Raw genomic sequence first — 14,075 nt, forward strand, 5'->3', positions numbered from 1 at the left:
TATGATGAGGCAATCAGTTCAGCGGGGGATTGCGCATGGCGTCCTTATACTGTTCGCCGAAAGTGTGGATGGCTCGCACTACCGGGGTAGCCAGCTCTGCGCCGGTTTCCGACAAGGTGTATTCCACTCGGGCGGGATCTCGTGATACATGGTACGGATAATCAGCCCGTCTGCCTCCAACTCCTTGAGCTCCGAGGAGAGCACCTTGGCGGAGATGTTGGGAATCAAATCTACAAAATCACTGTAGCGTAGATGGCCGCCTTTAGACTCAAAGGCCAGCAGATAGAGAAGCAACAGCTTCCACTTGCCTCCCAGTACAAGCAATGAACGCATGACGGGGCAGGTGACGATGTTCACTGCCTCCCGGTGATTGGTGATTTTATCTCTGGCCATATACCAAAGACCTCCTTCTGCCTGATGTCAGTTTGAAACCAGTATAATGGAAGTTTTCAAAAAATCAAGTCCTCGAAAAATAGGGTATTTCTGTAAACCGGCGAGGAGGCTGGCAGAGTTCCAGGTTTTTCCTGACGTTTTCGTAGGAAGTGACAAAGTTTTGCGTTAGATTTTGGAAGCGGCTACGGCAACGGGTCATAAAGCGCGCCAATAAAATTAGCCAAAATCCACAAAAAACAGCAGTGCTTCGGCCAAAATTAAGTAATATACTAACCAAAAAGTAACTAGATTGGCAAAAAGTGCGGTCTTACTTTTCACTAAGAACCTGTTATGATGGTGTCAAAGAAAAGCCATGGCAAATACATACAAAGGAGAGGTTTTATGGTGACCAATGAAGTTCTCAATACAATCCTAAGTCGCAAAGGCGTAAAGCAATACAAGTCGAATCCTGTGCCCCGGGAGCTACTGGAGGCCATCGTGGCAGCCGGTATTGCGGCCCCCAACGCCTTCAACCGGCAGGCGTGGCATTTTTCTGTGATAACCAACAAAACCCTGCTGGAGGAGATCGACGCAGAAACCAATCACCGCTTAGGGGATGAAGAAGGCTACCATTCCCTGTACGGTGCGCCGGTTCTGATTGTCATCTCCTCGGCCCGGGACAATAACTTTGCAAAGCAAGACTGCTCCGCCGCCAATGAGAACATGGCCCTGGCCGCCAAGTCCCTAGGACTGGCCTCCCGGTATCTGGATGTACCCAACCTGTACACTAATACCCCGGAGGGCGCCGGGTGCAAGGAGATGTGCGGAATTCCCAAGGACTATGACACAGTGTGCTTCTTGTGCCTGGGATATTCCGATGATATTAGCGAACAGCCCACGCCAAAGCGAGGGGATGTCGTAAATTATGTAGACTAAGGAAAGGAGGATCAGGATCATGCCGAAGATTGTTATCAGCGGGATCAGCGAGGAGGTGGTACGCACGGTTGCCCCCGGCTGATCCCTGCCGTGGCAGAGGCGCTGGCGTGCCCCGTGGAGTGGATTTCTTTTGAATATGTACCCTCTGTATACTTTGCGGCAGAGGCAGACAAGGAGCGCTGCCCCATGGTGGAGATCTACTGGTTCAAGCGACCTGTGGAACTGATGCAGAAGATTTCCAGTATCTTCTCCGAAGAATTGTCCCGGGTTGGCATCAACCGGGTGATTATTCAGATCATTGATACCCTGCGGGAGAATTATTTCGATTTGACCTACGGTGCCAAATAGCCTCATTCTATATTATATTTACAGGAGGATTGATCCATGAGCAGCAATGAGTGTGCAGGACTCCAGACCCAGTACGATGTGTTCTCTCTGGACAAAGCCGAGACCTTGGCCCTTCTCCATGGCTGTGGCTTTTCCTATGAGGAGCTAAAAAAGCCCCGGGTTGCCGTGTTCAATACCCTCAACCCCATGAACCCCGGGCACATCCACCAGGGTGCTATCGCCAAGGCCGTGGCGGAGGGCGTCCGTGAGGCCGGTGGCCTGCCGGTGGAATTCAATGGCACCAACCTCTGCGATAGTATGCTGGAAAATCAGAAGTACACCCTACCCAGCCGCGACCTGTTGGTCAATGATATTGACCTGATGGTCAGCTATCACCGGATGGACGCACTGGTAATGATTGGCACCTGCGACAAGGTGCTACCCGCCTTATTGATGGCCGCCGGCCGTCTGAACCTGCCCACGGTGATTGTTACTGGCGGCTACATGAAGCCTGGTAACTACCGGGGCGAGAATGTGGACTTCATCGACATAGGCCCCAACAAGACCCGCCTGCGGGACGGCAAAATCACTCAAGCCGACTTTGACGAACTGGTGGACGTGTCTGTTCCTGGAGGCGGCGCCTGCTGCATGATGGGCACCGGCAACACTATGGCCATTATCACCGAGGTCATCGGCATGTCTATGCCCGGCAACTCCAGCACCCCCGGCAGAAGCCAGGAAATGCAGGAGTTGGCCAAGGCCGCCGGCAAGCAGGTCATGAAGCTCTATGCCAAGAAGATCACTGCCCGACAGATCATCACCAAGGAGTCCATCACCAACGCCATCAAGACCTGCATGGCCATCGGCGGCTCCGGCAATACCATCATCCACGTTCCCGCTGTGGCCACCGAGTCCGGCATTGAGATGAACTTCAGCGACATCTATGCCGCCGCCAGCTTCGAAATTCCCCTGCTGGTGGGCGTCCGTCCCAACGGCCCCTACAATATGGATCAGTATGCCAAGGCCGGCGGCACCCAGGCCATTCTCCACGAGCTACGGAAGCACCTGGATACCAACTGCATGTCGGTAAATGAAAAGACCATCGGCGAAAATATTTCCGGCCACGAGATTCTGGCCCCCTCCATCATCCACCCCCTGTCCAATCCTCTGGACAATCAAGGCGGTCTGGCCCTGATGCGGGGCAACCTAGTTCCCGATGGCACCTATATCAAGCAGTCCGCCGTACCGGAGTGCCTGATGAAGCTCCGGGGTCCCGCCCATGTCTTCAACAACATGGACGATGCCAACAACGCCCTCCTCAACCACGAGATCAAGGCTGGCGAGATTGTCATCATCCGCTACTTGGGTCCCAAAGCTTCCTATGACTCCGCCTACTGGTTCACCTCCCAACTCAAGGGTAGCGACCTTTATACCAAGGTGGCTGTGATTACTGACGGCTGCCTCTCCGGTGCCGCTTCCGGTGCCAGCTTTCAGTTCGCCGCGCCTGAAGCAGCCCTTAACAGCCCCCTGGCCGCCGTACGCAACGGTGACATCATTGAATATGATATCCACGCCAGAACCATGAACGTGGAGCTCACCGATGAGGAAATCCAGCAGCGCATCTCCGAGCTCACCGGCGAAGAGTACCCCCACTTCACGGGTTATCTGGGTATTTATCAGAAGGGATGCATCTCCATTTCAAAAGGTGCCGTGCTCCGCTGATCTCTCCACTACCACACACATTATAATTGGAGGAAACGAACATGAACAAAACATGGAAAGAGCTCCTGTGCATGGTTCTGAGCGCCGTTATGGTGCTGGGTCTGGCAGCCTGCGGCAGTAGCAAGGCCGAAGCCTCTGCAGGTGACGGCGATAGCACCAGCGGCGATACCGCTGCTGATTCCATCGTCCTGAAGATGTCCACCGCCCAGCCTGAGGAGCACATTGCCTCCCAGACCGCCCTGCGCTTCGCTGACCTCATTGAGCAGGGCACCAACGGTGCCGTCACCGTGAAGATGTATTTTGCCAACTCCTTGGGAGCTCAGGACGTCATCGTTCAGGGCTTGATGGACGGCTCCATCGACCTGTCCTTGGAGTTTATCGACTCCACCTACAACCCGGTCTTTGAGGTGCAGAGTCTTCCCTTTATCGCCTCCAACTTCGATGAGATGGAATACATCTTCTCTCCCGGCTCCCAAGTGTATTCCCTAGTTGACAAGGGCTTCAGCGACATCGGAATCAAGCTATTGGGCGTCTACTGCGAGGGCCTGACTGGCGTGTCCTGCAAGAACATGCCCGAGTCCTATAACACTTGGGATCAGAAAAAAGAACCCATCCGTGTGTGGAACTCCGCCGTGGCTAAGGCCGGCATGACCGCTATGGGCTACAACACCGTGGCCATGACCTGGTCTGATACTTACAGCTCCATCCAGACCGGTATCGTCAACGGCTCCGTGGGCCAGACCTCCCTGGGCGTGTACACCAACCTGCGTGACGTTGTTAACTATTTCATCCCCTATAACTTCGGTGCCGAGTTCGTGCACCTGGCCATGAGTTCCACCTCCTGGGGCAAGCTTACTGCAGATCAGCAAAAGGTGGTGCAGGACGCTGCCACCCAGGTCTGTAAGGAAATCTTCGACTCCGCCGAGCAGACTGAGGCTGATGGTTTCGCTATGCTGAAGGAAGCTGGCATTGAGGTTCTGGAACTCAGCGATGCTGACCGCAGTGCCATTGCCCAGCATGTTCGTGAAGAAGTCTGGCCTGCCCAAGAAGAGATTCTGGGCAAGGAGGCCATGGATGCCATCTATGCCGACCTGAAGGCCTGCGCAAAGTAAATAAGACTCCCTAGGATATGGACCATCAGGCTGATTCTGCGCTCCGGCGTGGAATCAGCCTGGTGAAAGAAAGGAGAAAACGCATATGGAAAAGCTGGACGCTTTCACCAGATATTTGGGTAACTGCGGCCTGTTCCATTTCTTTGATGCGATTCAGAAGTGGGTTCTGGTATTCACCGGTATTATTGTCTTTGTTCTGACCATCGCCACTGTGTTCCTGCGCTATGTCCTGACCATGAACGTTCTGGGGCTGGACGAGATTATTCTCCTTGTTATTTTCTGGCAATACTTTATCGGCGCAGCCCAGGGCAGCCGGGAGGATTCCCAGATTAAGGCCGACATGGTCAGCACCGTTGTGAAAAATAAGACTGTGGTGGCCTGGTGCCACCTGCTGGCCCGAATCATTGAGTGTGGCGTCATCGGTGTTTGCATCAAGTGGTCTATAGATTACATTCTCAAGGATATGTCCGTCATGCCCTATACTGTGGTGCTCTCCATCCCCCTAGTGCTCTCCCATGCTGTGATGTTGGTGGGTTTTGCCCTGATGCTACTCTATCACATTTACTGGTTACTGACGGAGCTCGTCAACGTTGGTACGCTGAAGAAGGAGGAACAGCAGGCATGATTCATGTTGGAATTGCCATTGCCATCCTGATGGGTTCTCTGTTATTGGGCGTCTCCATTCCCTTTGCCTTTGGCGCAGGTACGATTTACATGTATACCATGCTGGGTGGCACCTTTGCCACCACTTTGCCGGTGGGCTTCAACGGCATCAACACCATGGTACTACTGGCCATTCCCACCTTCATCATGGCCGGCGGCTTCATTGAAAAAGGCAAGGTTGGCGATGAGCTGGTGTCCGTGGTAGAAATGCTGGTGGGGCGCTTCCGGGGCGGACTGATGCTGGCGGTGTCCTATGCCTCCGCCATCTTCGGCGCCATCTGCGGTTCTGCCGCTGCCACCTGCAGCTGTATCGGCTCCATTATGGCTCCCAAGCTGAAGATGGCCGGCTACAGCAAAGGACTCTCCGCAGCCCTGATTTCTTCCTCTGCCCCGCTTGGCCTGCTGATCCCCCCCAGTTCCCTGATGATTATGTACGCTTGGGTTTCCGGAGAATCCGTGCTGGCCTGTTTCCTGAGTACTGTGATCCCCGGTGTCTGTCTTGCCACCTTGCTGGGCGTGGTGGGTATGATCCTAGCCCAGCGAGAGGGCGTGCAGCCCCTGGAGAACTGGGTGCCCATCTACTCCGCCCCCGGTCTGAAAAAGACTTGGCACGCCACGCCGGCCCTGTTGCTACCGGTGATTATCCTAGGCGGTATTTACGGTGGCGTCATGACCCCCACCGAGGCAGCCTGCGTCTCAACCCTGTATTGCATTCCCGTGGCCATTTACATCTACCGGGGCATGAAGTGGAGTGACGCGCCGGAAATTCTTAAGGAAACCGGCACCACTACTGGTGTCATTATGGTGATGCTGTTCTTTGTGAGCATGCTGAGCCGGTACTTCATCTATGAGGATCTTCCCGGCGCCCTGGTAGATATGATCTATCTCTTTACCACCAACAAAAATGTCATTCTGCTGATGATGAATGTGTTCATGATTATCATGGGTATGCTGATGGATGACGGCTCCGCCCTGCTGCTCTCCACCCCCATTCTGGTTCCCATTGCCAAGGAAATCGGCGTGAGCCCTATCCACTTCGCAGCCATTCTGGGCGTGAATCTTGGTATGGGTAATGTGACGCCGCCCTGTGCCCCCATGCTGTATCTGGGTGCTCGGGTGGTGGGCACCGACGCCAGCCACTCCATGAAGCCCACGCTACTGCTGATTCTCTTTGCGTGGTTGCCAACGCTACTAGTCGTCACCTATGTTCCCGGTTTCTCCCTGTGGCTGCCCAACATATTTGGGTTCTGAGCCGAGAAAAATTACGGAGGAATTTCTATGGAAAAGATTACGAAAATCGAAACCGTTGAGGTGGCCATTTCCCGAAATGGCATCTCCCAAGCTGTTCGCTTCGGCAATGTCCTCTTCGTTTCCGGGCAGGTGGGGGAGGACATCCAAGGCAACATCCCCAAAGGTATTGAGGCTCAAGTAGAGCTGGCTATTGAAAATGCCCGTCGAATTCTCCGAGCTGCTGGCTCTGATTTGGATAAGGTGCTCATGTGCCGATGCTTCCTCCAGAAGCAAGAGGACTTTGCCGGCATGAACCAGGTGTATTTCAAGTATTTCGGCGACGCCAAGGTAGGCCCCGCCCGGTATACCGTAGTGGCACCCCCGGTAGCAGACTGCTATCTCTTTGAGATAGCTATGTTCGCAGTAGTGGAGTAATTTACGGGAACCTCATAAAAGCGCCCCGTCGGGCGAATGATATGAACTGGGCCAGTAAAAGTGGACAATAGAGAAAATGCCCCCTGTGTAGGAGAATAAACCTATACAGGGGGTGTTCGTACGTCAAGAGAAAATGCGCGCATATCCAGAAATTTGAGAAGGGAACTCTGGCTATGCGCGAGACAGGAGCAACGCGTCAATAGTTATGGGGGAACACCTTGCTCCCCGCCACGCCCGCAAGGCCGCACAGCTTTTTCATCTCTACCAGATACATTTCCAGGACAGGCGCTTTCCGTCTCTGGTGAGAAAGATCTCACCGGAGACGATCTTTTTCATTTTGGCGTATTTTCAGTAGCCTGCGGCAGAGCTTTTGCGGCAGTAAGATTGTCCAGCCTAGCCCTTCATGGCGATCTGTGCCACGCCTGTCCCGGCAGCCTCCACCGTGATATACCGCACCTCGTTGCCCCGGATGCCAGTAGCGCAGATTGTCTCTATCAGCAGTGCCAGGCGGTCCCTGCCGAGGCCCGGATCGCCGCCAGCATGGCGTTCACCGACTCCAGCCGGTATTCCAGGCCGGACAGCCCCTCTTCCAGGCGGACAACAGTTCCTTGGTAGTCTTCCAGCCCGCCGCCCACTCGGCAAATCCCCGCAGGGAACGCAGGTACGTCTCGATGGTCCCCGATTCCCGCTCGTCGCGGCACAGAAATTCCGCAAACCGCTCCATTGTTTTTCCTTCATCATATCAGAGTCTTCCTGCTATCATACGACCGGAAGTCTTCACAGCTTGTTGATAGAACTGTCCCTTCCAGAAAAATATTGCAAGCGGATCAGATAGTTGCTTCTTTCTCAACTATTGGGGTGCGATGGTGTCTACCGCGCCCCAAAATGTCTGTCATAATCACTGTGGAGTCCACGCCCTTGTATACGAATCCCAAACGGGGATATAGTAGCTCAGTACGTTCTGCATATTTGCCATAGGTTGATTGCAGTGGTCATTTGTGTGAGCACTATAATAAAGCAGTCCTGCCATCGTTACTGGTAAGTGAAACGCTCGACAACATCATGCCAGACAACGCAAGTAACACGATCTTCCGTTGAAATATCGCTGTTCGTCTTATTGGTCTCGGACTTACTTATACTGTTTCAGAGAAACTGTAATATCGCTGAGACTGGAAACTCCCTTGGCATAGATGCCGAAGGCCAGTGTACTCTCCAATTCCTCCGCACTGTCGGCGATATAAAAGGTTCTGGCCAGCGTTTCGCCCGCGCCAATGTCCACTTTCAAATCCGCCCAGCGTGAGCGTCCTGCCCGCAGTCGCGGTCTGCATCGCGGAGCCGTTGTTGGTCACAGTCAGCGCAATGTAGTTCCCATCTTTGGGGTAGAAGTTGGATTCCAGCGAATAGCAGCAGGTGGTCTGGAGCTTGGTGTTGTCCTGAATTATGCCGCTCAAAGACTTGCCGGCGGCCTTGACTGGATCGATCTCCGTAAACGGGCCGTGGACGCCTCCAAGTACGGGCGTTGTTGCGTTAGCAGGGATACTCCCATCGCCCCTCTTTCCACCTACGACCACATAATCCGCAGGGGCCGCGCCAAGATTGACCCGGTTTTTCTGACTGTCCCGGCGCACTTCAATGCCGAGCAGTTTGGAGATCTGGCGGATGGAGAGATAATTGGTCTTGTCCTCGGCAACATCCACATAGATAATGACCGATGGTACCCCCTGCCCATTGGGCGCTTTGCAAGTTTCACCGGCAAGGACCTTATCCTCACCGAACAGAGATATCCCGGCCTGGTTGTATTCCACCCGGCTGGAAGCTGCAAACACGCTGCCCACAAGGGAAGCCACCAGAAGCATCGCCGCCATGCCCGCAACAAATGATCCGTACTTTTTTATCATGAAACCTCCATTGTCTGTTTTATATAGCGAGCATCTTAAACTTCTATTATGCAAATGCAGAAGGAGGTTCTTTCTTTACATCTCTTATATTTTTTCTGTTTTCGCCAAAGAAACGCTCTCAGTTATGTGCAAAATATCCTCTTAATCAAGATGTGCGTCCACACAGAATTAGAGGTTGCTACTTATGTCAATACATGTAACTGTGCTTTGCTGTTTTTTCCAATTCTCTTCCAAAAACAGTTGTCCATCCAGGCCATTCACTGTGACCGGAATAATTTCTGCGCTTTCCATGGCAAAATCACTCGTGGCCCCCTCCTGCATATACACGTAGTCCAAGTATATCGTTTTTTTGAGTTCTTTATTTCGATAGGTGTTGCAAACATAGTTTGGAAATTCTTCTCGTTAACTCTCAATTTCACCATATCCCTCCAGTAAGTCCGTAATTTCATACCAAGGCATATCTCCGGCAATCTGTTCTCCCGAATGTCTGTACGTGATATGTGTCTCATACCACTCCACAACCCGGCGCACCACCGCGGCCCGCACCGTTTGGCTGACCGCCATCAAGCTCCCCAAGCTCAACGAAAACACAAGCAAGAGCATAACAGCCTTTTGTCTCACGCTTTTCCATACCGGTCGTGCCCGCTTTCGCGCGCACTTCAATGGGCCTGTCAGCATCGCCGTCATCTGCCGCCGATACCGGGGCGATTCTGTTCCAGTGGGCGGCAGGTTCCCACCTGTTTGGTAGGCCACGTAAGTCCTGTGATGCAAATCAAAGATAAAACCCTCGGAGGTGAAACCTACAATGGCAAAACGCAGGCCGTCCGGAAACAGCATGGTCCGCAAGCGGGAGAACGGCCGCTGGGAGGGCCGCATCGTGGTGGGTCGCAAGGAAAACGGCGACCTCATCTTCCGCTACACCTACGCCGACACCCAAAAAGAACTGACCGCAAAGCTCCGGCAGGACATCACCGCCTATCAAGGCGTGGATCTGACGGAGGAGTGCAGAATGCCCCTCTCGGAGTGGCTGGACCGTTGGCTGGAGCAGATAACATCCGTCCTCCAGTCCAGCACGCCGGAACACTACCGCAGTGACATGGAGCACCACGTCAAACTGTACTTGGGCTAGAAGAAGTTCACACAAATTACACCGACAGACCTGCGGACGCTCTATGACACCTTAAAACAGCGTGGCAGAATCCATCCCCGCCCCGGCCAGAGCCGTGGGTTATCCAACACCACGGTCCACGGCATCCACACCACCGCACCATGCGCTGAAGTCTGTGGTAGACCAACGGCTGCTGCCCCACAATCCTGCTGACCATGTGGCGCCGCTCAAGGTGGCTCACAAGTCCATGACCATCCTGAACGAGGAGCAACTGGATGCTTTTCTGACAGCGGTGAAACAGGATGCTGTCCGGAAAGCCTTCTTCTACACGGAGCTAACCACCAGCCTGCGGCTGGGTGAGATCTGCGGACTGATGTAGTCTGACTTCGATTTCAGAAAAGGAACACTGAGTGTCAACCGAACCATCCACAAAGAAAAGGGCTGGCAACTAATGACCGGAGATACCAAGACCTACGCCGAAACCAAAAAAATCGTCCTGCCTGACAGCACCGCAGAGTTGTTACGAATCCGAAAAAATGTTCCTACTCCGTATGGTTCTTTCCCAACCCACCCAAACCAGAAACACCTATGAATCCCGCCACTGCTTATCATCAACTGAAAAATATCCTTGCAAAAACCAAGTTGGAGTGCGCAGCAAAGCTGGCACAGCTCTGGGATGCGCTGAAAGAACCTACACTAGACCAACCTAAACCCGAAATCTTGCTGGCGGACTGGCTGGATCTCTGCTATCAAGAATATAAAAAGCCAAATCTCCTCCCAAACACGCAAATGTCTTATGAGCGGCGGATCTATCAGCATATCATCCTAAAGTTAGGACAAATCCAACCGGACAAGTTGAACACCACAGACATTCAGGAATTCTATGTGTCCCTTAAAAAGGACGGCAGGCTGATCCGAGTTGAGTTCTACGGCAAAGGGCTGTCAGATTAGGCCGTTCGCAGCATCCACACGACTTTCCACGCTGCTCTGGACAAAGCTATGGAGGAAAACCTGATCTTCCGAAATCCTGCGGCTGGTTGCAAGCTTCCCTCTGCCAAGCCCAGAGAAATGAAGGTCCTGATACCGGAGGAAATCCAGCGGTTACTGATCCAGGCCAGAGAGGGGCTGCTATGAACTGCTCCTGCCGGAACTGTCCACAGGCCTGCGCCGGGGTGAGATCTGCGCCCTTCAGTGGAATGACCTGAATCTTAAAACCGGGGCACTCCAAGTGGGATAATAGGTCCACCGGGTACGTGGTGAGTTGGTAGTCTCCCCACCCAAAACCAAAGCAAGGCAACATATGGTGCTCCTCCCTCCGCCGGTCCTGAATGTACTCATAACCTATCGAAACTCCTGCACTTCCCGGTGGATGTTTCCTTCACCAGTCAAGGAGGATTCCCCCACGGACCCAGTCACTATACAAAAACGGCTGTCTACCGTACTAAAACGAGCTGACTGCAAGAGACTTCGGTTCCACGATCTGCGGCATACCTTCGCCACTGCCTCCCTGGAGCACAGCATGGATATGAAGGCCCTTTCCACGATCATCGGCCATGTGTCCAGCAGCACCACGCTGAACATCTACGCTCATGTCACGGACGAGATGCAAAGGACTGCCGTAGCCAAAAAAGACCGGGGGATCGGCAAAGCTACTCCCCCATCGTCAATGGAAAGCGCATCGCCCGCAATGTCTACGCCCCTACCGAGGAGGAATATGAACAAAAGCTGGCCGCCCTCATCCAGGAGATGAGAGCAAGAGATCGCCACAGGGAAGGCACAGGCAATGGCGGGATGAAATGCACAGGGCTCCGGCGGTTGTTCCGCCGGAGTCCTAATTTTTTCTGGTTATTGCTGCCAGAGGCCCGGCAGATACGCGCTTCAAAATAGGTTGCCATGCCGTTTCCCTTTCCTGCCACCAGCAACTTGGCAGGCGCTTTTGCAATCACAAGTGTATCTACCAGCACCATCCGGGCAACGGTCCAGAAACAGATACCGATCAAATTCACCGTTATCTCGGTAAATCACGCTCAATGAGCTACAGGGGGATCTGTCGAAGCCACCGTAGAAATGATGATCGCCGGTAATCCCGCATAATACGCGATACCCTTGGTCATATCCTGAATTCTTTCTCCGCCGATTCCCATAACCACTGTAGCGGCCTGGACCTTACCCTTTCTACTAGGCGGTCAATTTGGGACTGAGAGCATTCTCCCTGAAAAATCTCATACCGAACGATATAATCCGTACCGGCAAAAAATTATTCCAACACAGGCCCGATCCGCCGGGGCCAGGACTCACTGATCAGTATGAGCAGGATCTTTCCCATTCCCTGCAAATATTGATCCAATTGCTGTAGCATACCTGTACTATGGACATACTTTGATGGGCTTTTTTTAATTATACTCATAGTCTGTTCCTCCGTTTGTACAACTCATTATTCCATAAAGCTGGGAAGCCAGAGGCAAATTTGGGGAATATAGGTAATAAGCAGCAGATTCACCAGGCAGCAAATCATGTACTTCAGCAGATGCCGGTTGACCAGCTCACCCACCTTCGCCTGCCGCAGAGTCGCCGCCACATAGAGATTGATCCCCAGCGGCGGGGTGATCATGCCAATGCACATATTCAGCAGCATAATGATGCCAAAATGGACAGGATCAATATTGTAGGCAGAGAGCGCCGGGAACAGGATAGGAGCAATAATCAGGATGGCAGGCGTGGTATCCATGAAACAACCCACGATCAGCAGCAACACGTTCACCAGCAGCAAGAACACCACCTTGTTAGAACAGATGCTCATGATGAACTCCGCCGCATGGGCGGGAATCTGCTCACGGGTCATCAGCAGGCCGAATACGCCAGCACAGGCAACGATGAACATGATCATACCAGAGGAGGCAGCCGCAGACTTTACTGTTTCCACCAAGCCCTTGAAGTTGATTTCCCGATAGATGAAGCAGCCTACGATCAGGCCATACGCGCAAGCAACGGCTGCGGACTCAGTAGGTGTAAAAATACCGGTGTAGATGCCGCCCAAGATGATAATGGGCATGAAGATGGCACCAATGGCATGATAAGACGCAGACAAAAATTTTCTGATATTAAACTTGGTTCTAGGGATCCGATTTTTTACGCCGTAGAAAATCGCAAAGGCAATCATCAGTGCACCCAGCGTGATGCCGGGAACAATTCCTGCCATGAACATACTGCCCACCGATACACCCGTTGCGGAGCAGTATGTGATCATCACGGTGCTGGGCGGAATAATCGTGCCCAACATACCGGCTGCAGCAATAGTGGACAGGGCGAATTTGCGGCTATAGCCTCCCTGTTCCAGCGCAGGCACCATCACTGCGCCGATGGCCGCCACCGTTGCTGTGGGGGAGCCGCACAAACAGCCAAACAGCATACATGAGAAAATCGTCACGACGCCGAGGCCGCCGGGCATCCAACCAACTGCAGCATTGGCAAAATCGATAAGTCGGCGTGAAATGCCACCACTGCTCATCAGTGCGCCAGCCAACATAAAAAACGGAATGGCCGCCAGTGTAAAACTATCGACGGAGGAGAACATCTTCTGCACGGAGGTGAACAGCGGCATCAAGTCCCCGGCAACGATGGCCGCCATACCGCCGCCCACCAGCGCCAGCGCGATAGGCATACCCAGAATCGTAATGACGGCAAAAACCAGGAAAAGCGTTGCAGTAATCATGCTTCAATCTCCTCCTTCCGATGCATAATATCCTTAATCATGGTTTCAATGCTGTAAAGATAGTGAATGATTCCCATAAAGAACCCCATAGGAAGGCAGAAGAACACGACCGCAGTGGGAATCTGCGTGGTTGTGGTCATCTGCTTGGTCATGATCAGATGATTAAACATCTGCAGCGAAAGCACAAACAGCAGCACAAACATCAGCATGCATAGGATCTCCGTAAAGATCCGGACCTTTTTATAGATCTTTTCCGGAAGCATATCCACGAATACTTCCACACCGATGTGGCTCTTACTTTTTACACCAATACTGGTGCCAATATAAACGATATAAATCATGAGGTACCGGGCCAACTCCTCACTCTGCAGAAAAGGGATCTTCAAGGCATAGCGGCAAATAACGCTCCAGCAAACGATGGCAACCATCGCCAGAAAAAGGACAACACTCAGGAAGCCTTCCACTTTGCTGAAAGCCTGATCAAGTTTTTTCAACATGGCAAACTATGTATCGCTCGTTTTCCGGCGATACGCTCCTTTCTCCCGAAATGAGGCGGAGCG

Annotated in this window: 17 protein-coding genes and 1 pseudogene; 11 read left to right on the forward strand and 7 right to left on the reverse strand. The window is 52.9% G+C overall.

Going from position 1 to position 14,075, the window contains the following annotated elements:
* Positions 1 to 13: 13 nt before the first annotated feature.
* Positions 14 to 393, reverse strand: a pseudogene (locus EIO64_RS08755) (winged helix-turn-helix transcriptional regulator).
* 381 nt (positions 394 to 774) lie between these two features.
* Here EIO64_RS08755 and EIO64_RS08760 point away from each other — a divergent pair.
* The 7 genes from EIO64_RS08760 (at position 775) to EIO64_RS08790 (ending at position 6,797) form a co-directional block, all read left to right on the forward strand.
* On the forward strand, positions 775 to 1,308 hold the full coding sequence (locus EIO64_RS08760) for a nitroreductase family protein (protein WP_158629751.1): 534 nt from the start codon (positions 775 to 777) through the stop codon (positions 1,306 to 1,308).
* A gap of 81 nt (positions 1,309 to 1,389) precedes the next feature.
* Complete coding sequence (locus tag EIO64_RS08765; RefSeq protein WP_283251961.1) at positions 1,390 to 1,656, forward strand: DUF1904 family protein; 267 nt, start codon at positions 1,390 to 1,392, stop codon at positions 1,654 to 1,656.
* A 36-nt stretch (positions 1,657 to 1,692) separates the two neighbouring features.
* Positions 1,693 to 3,357, forward strand: a complete 1,665-nt coding sequence (locus EIO64_RS08770) for a dihydroxy-acid dehydratase (RefSeq protein WP_119311723.1) — start codon at positions 1,693 to 1,695, stop codon at positions 3,355 to 3,357.
* Positions 3,358 to 3,398: 41 nt separating this feature from the next.
* Positions 3,399 to 4,469: a TRAP transporter substrate-binding protein DctP gene (dctP, locus tag EIO64_RS08775; RefSeq protein WP_119311724.1), complete on the forward strand. Its 1,071-nt coding sequence runs from the start codon at positions 3,399 to 3,401 to the stop codon at positions 4,467 to 4,469.
* 85 nt (positions 4,470 to 4,554) lie between these two features.
* Entirely contained in the window at positions 4,555 to 5,094 is a 540-nt protein-coding gene (locus EIO64_RS08780) for a TRAP transporter small permease (RefSeq protein ID WP_119311725.1), read from the forward strand.
* Entirely contained in the window at positions 5,091 to 6,383 is a 1,293-nt protein-coding gene (locus EIO64_RS08785) for a TRAP transporter large permease (RefSeq protein ID WP_119311726.1), read from the forward strand. The genes EIO64_RS08780 and EIO64_RS08785 overlap by 4 nt, the downstream gene beginning before the upstream one ends.
* A gap of 27 nt (positions 6,384 to 6,410) precedes the next feature.
* A complete protein-coding gene (locus EIO64_RS08790; protein ID WP_119311727.1) occupies positions 6,411 to 6,797 on the forward strand; it encodes a RidA family protein in 387 nt (128 codons plus the stop codon).
* Between the two features lie 494 nt (positions 6,798 to 7,291).
* On the opposite strand, the gene EIO64_RS08795 is transcribed toward EIO64_RS08790, so the two are convergent.
* The 3 genes from EIO64_RS08795 to EIO64_RS08805 all read right to left on the reverse strand — a co-directional run bounded on the left by EIO64_RS08795 (position 7,292) and on the right by EIO64_RS08805 (position 9,532).
* The gene (locus EIO64_RS08795; RefSeq protein WP_145985114.1) at positions 7,292 to 7,498 is read right to left on the reverse strand and encodes a hypothetical protein; all 207 of its coding nucleotides are present in this window, start codon (positions 7,496 to 7,498) and stop codon (positions 7,292 to 7,294) included.
* Between the two features lie 432 nt (positions 7,499 to 7,930).
* Positions 7,931 to 8,695 carry a hypothetical protein gene (locus EIO64_RS08800; protein ID WP_119311728.1) on the reverse strand — a complete coding sequence of 255 codons (765 nt, stop codon included), beginning with the start codon at positions 8,693 to 8,695 and terminating at the stop codon, positions 7,931 to 7,933.
* A 402-nt stretch (positions 8,696 to 9,097) separates the two neighbouring features.
* Positions 9,098 to 9,532: a hypothetical protein gene (locus tag EIO64_RS08805; protein WP_145985115.1), complete on the reverse strand. Its 435-nt coding sequence runs from the start codon at positions 9,530 to 9,532 to the stop codon at positions 9,098 to 9,100.
* On the opposite strand from EIO64_RS08805, the gene EIO64_RS08810 reads away from it, so the two are divergent.
* The 4 genes from EIO64_RS08810 to EIO64_RS08825 all read left to right on the forward strand — a co-directional run bounded on the left by EIO64_RS08810 (position 9,531) and on the right by EIO64_RS08825 (position 11,553).
* Complete coding sequence (locus EIO64_RS08810; protein WP_145985116.1) at positions 9,531 to 9,824, forward strand: hypothetical protein; 294 nt, start codon at positions 9,531 to 9,533, stop codon at positions 9,822 to 9,824. The two genes, EIO64_RS08805 and EIO64_RS08810, sit on opposite strands and share 2 nt — an antisense overlap.
* Before the next feature lie 61 nt (positions 9,825 to 9,885).
* A complete protein-coding gene (locus EIO64_RS08815; RefSeq protein WP_145985117.1) occupies positions 9,886 to 10,182 on the forward strand; it encodes a site-specific integrase in 297 nt (98 codons plus the stop codon).
* Positions 10,183 to 10,391: 209 nt separating this feature from the next.
* A complete protein-coding gene (locus EIO64_RS08820; protein WP_249390862.1) occupies positions 10,392 to 10,754 on the forward strand; it encodes an N-terminal phage integrase SAM-like domain-containing protein in 363 nt (120 codons plus the stop codon).
* A 349-nt stretch (positions 10,755 to 11,103) separates the two neighbouring features.
* Complete coding sequence (locus tag EIO64_RS08825; protein ID WP_249390863.1) at positions 11,104 to 11,553, forward strand: tyrosine-type recombinase/integrase; 450 nt, start codon at positions 11,104 to 11,106, stop codon at positions 11,551 to 11,553.
* A 277-nt stretch (positions 11,554 to 11,830) separates the two neighbouring features.
* Here the strand turns inward: EIO64_RS08825 and EIO64_RS19205 are convergent, their stop codons facing one another.
* The 3 genes from EIO64_RS19205 to EIO64_RS08835 all read right to left on the reverse strand — a co-directional run bounded on the left by EIO64_RS19205 (position 11,831) and on the right by EIO64_RS08835 (position 14,012).
* Positions 11,831 to 11,947 (reverse strand): hypothetical protein, encoded by a 117-nt coding sequence (locus tag EIO64_RS19205; RefSeq protein WP_488174988.1) that lies wholly within the window; start codon positions 11,945 to 11,947, stop codon positions 11,831 to 11,833.
* Between the two features lie 290 nt (positions 11,948 to 12,237).
* Positions 12,238 to 13,515: a TRAP transporter large permease gene (locus EIO64_RS08830; protein ID WP_119311732.1), complete on the reverse strand. Its 1,278-nt coding sequence runs from the start codon at positions 13,513 to 13,515 to the stop codon at positions 12,238 to 12,240.
* The gene (locus EIO64_RS08835) at positions 13,512 to 14,012 is read right to left on the reverse strand and encodes a TRAP transporter small permease (RefSeq protein ID WP_119311733.1); all 501 of its coding nucleotides are present in this window, start codon (positions 14,010 to 14,012) and stop codon (positions 13,512 to 13,514) included. The genes EIO64_RS08830 and EIO64_RS08835 overlap by 4 nt, the downstream gene beginning before the upstream one ends.
* Between the last annotated feature and the right edge of the window lie 63 nt (positions 14,013 to 14,075).

Source organism: Dysosmobacter welbionis (assembly GCF_005121165.3).
Taxonomy (GTDB): Bacteria; Bacillota; Clostridia; order Oscillospirales; family Oscillospiraceae; genus Oscillibacter; species Oscillibacter welbionis.

What these genes read in the sequence shown, in the direction of transcription:
- EIO64_RS08760 (WP_158629751.1), top strand. Translation starts at nt 775, where the DNA reads ATGGTGACCAATGAAGTTCTCAATACAATCCTAAGTCGCAAAGGCGTA.
- EIO64_RS08770 (WP_119311723.1), top strand. Translation starts at nt 1,693, where the DNA reads ATGAGCAGCAATGAGTGTGCAGGACTCCAGACCCAGTACGATGTGTTC.
- dctP (WP_119311724.1), top strand. Translation starts at nt 3,399, where the DNA reads ATGAACAAAACATGGAAAGAGCTCCTGTGCATGGTTCTGAGCGCCGTT.
- EIO64_RS08780 (WP_119311725.1), top strand. Translation starts at nt 4,555, where the DNA reads ATGGAAAAGCTGGACGCTTTCACCAGATATTTGGGTAACTGCGGCCTG.
- EIO64_RS08785 (WP_119311726.1), top strand. Translation starts at nt 5,091, where the DNA reads ATGATTCATGTTGGAATTGCCATTGCCATCCTGATGGGTTCTCTGTTA.
- EIO64_RS08790 (WP_119311727.1), top strand. Translation starts at nt 6,411, where the DNA reads ATGGAAAAGATTACGAAAATCGAAACCGTTGAGGTGGCCATTTCCCGA.
- EIO64_RS08800 (WP_119311728.1), bottom strand. Translation starts at nt 8,695, where the DNA reads ATGATAAAAAAGTACGGATCATTTGTTGCGGGCATGGCGGCGATGCTT.
- EIO64_RS08810 (WP_145985116.1), top strand. Translation starts at nt 9,531, where the DNA reads ATGGTCCGCAAGCGGGAGAACGGCCGCTGGGAGGGCCGCATCGTGGTG.
- EIO64_RS08805 (WP_145985115.1), bottom strand. Translation starts at nt 9,532, where the DNA reads ATGCTGTTTCCGGACGGCCTGCGTTTTGCCATTGTAGGTTTCACCTCC.
- EIO64_RS08820 (WP_249390862.1), top strand. Translation starts at nt 10,392, where the DNA reads ATGAATCCCGCCACTGCTTATCATCAACTGAAAAATATCCTTGCAAAA.
- EIO64_RS08825 (WP_249390863.1), top strand. Translation starts at nt 11,104, where the DNA reads ATGGTGCTCCTCCCTCCGCCGGTCCTGAATGTACTCATAACCTATCGA.
- EIO64_RS19205 (WP_488174988.1), bottom strand. Translation starts at nt 11,947, where the DNA reads ATGGGAATCGGCGGAGAAAGAATTCAGGATATGACCAAGGGTATCGCG.
- EIO64_RS08830 (WP_119311732.1), bottom strand. Translation starts at nt 13,515, where the DNA reads ATGATTACTGCAACGCTTTTCCTGGTTTTTGCCGTCATTACGATTCTG.
- EIO64_RS08835 (WP_119311733.1), bottom strand. Translation starts at nt 14,012, where the DNA reads ATGTTGAAAAAACTTGATCAGGCTTTCAGCAAAGTGGAAGGCTTCCTG.